Source organism: Candidatus Bartonella washoeensis Sb944nv (assembly GCF_000278135.1).
Taxonomy (GTDB): domain Bacteria; phylum Pseudomonadota; class Alphaproteobacteria; order Rhizobiales; family Rhizobiaceae; genus Bartonella; species Bartonella washoeensis.
This window is the reverse complement of the sequence record NZ_JH725022.1, coordinates 605,282-605,841: the sequence shown is the minus strand read 5'-3', so window position 1 is coordinate 605,841 and position 560 is coordinate 605,282. Positions and strand designations below refer to the sequence as shown.

Sequence of the window (560 nt, the reverse complement as noted above, 5' to 3'; positions counted from 1 at the left end):
CGGGCATTGTCACCAATAATTGCTGTACCGCATATATTGTTAATAGCATCATTAAGCATTGCTTGTGCATTGCTATTAGCATGCTTAGCATTATGCTTAGCATTATGCTTAGCATCCTTAAGCATACCGTTAGCATCATGCTTAGCATTTTTAGCATCTTGATCATCACTAATGATTTTTGCTTGATGATGTTTTGCCCATTTTGCTTGCGCTGCTTTCTGCGCTCTCTCTGAAAACTTATTTAAGTTCTCATTTGAATTATTGAGTTCCTCTTCAACTCTTAAATTCCACAAACGACCATCTTCCAAACGTATGATCTTCTCATCACGTATTAAAGAAGCCAATGTGTTCTTTAGAACCCTTACTGAACAGCCAGCCCATCGTGCTAATTTGGGGGCATCTTCAATAATAGGGCGGCGCTCTTCACACATGTATAAGACAAGGGTCATATAAAGACCTTTTTCTACTACACTCATGCCACTAACATCTACATCACCAACCTTTTTGGTTTCGTTTGTAAATTCATATTTTTTCATTGGAATGTTTCCTTAACGTAATGA

General features: G+C 37.7%; 1 protein-coding gene. It reads right to left on the bottom strand.

The genetic code is table 11. The features are described from left to right. On the bottom strand, positions 1-536 hold a 536-nt coding region (locus MCQ_RS02500; RefSeq protein ID WP_006923354.1), incomplete at its 3' end, for a DUF1376 domain-containing protein. Between the last annotated feature and the right edge of the window lie 24 nt (positions 537-560).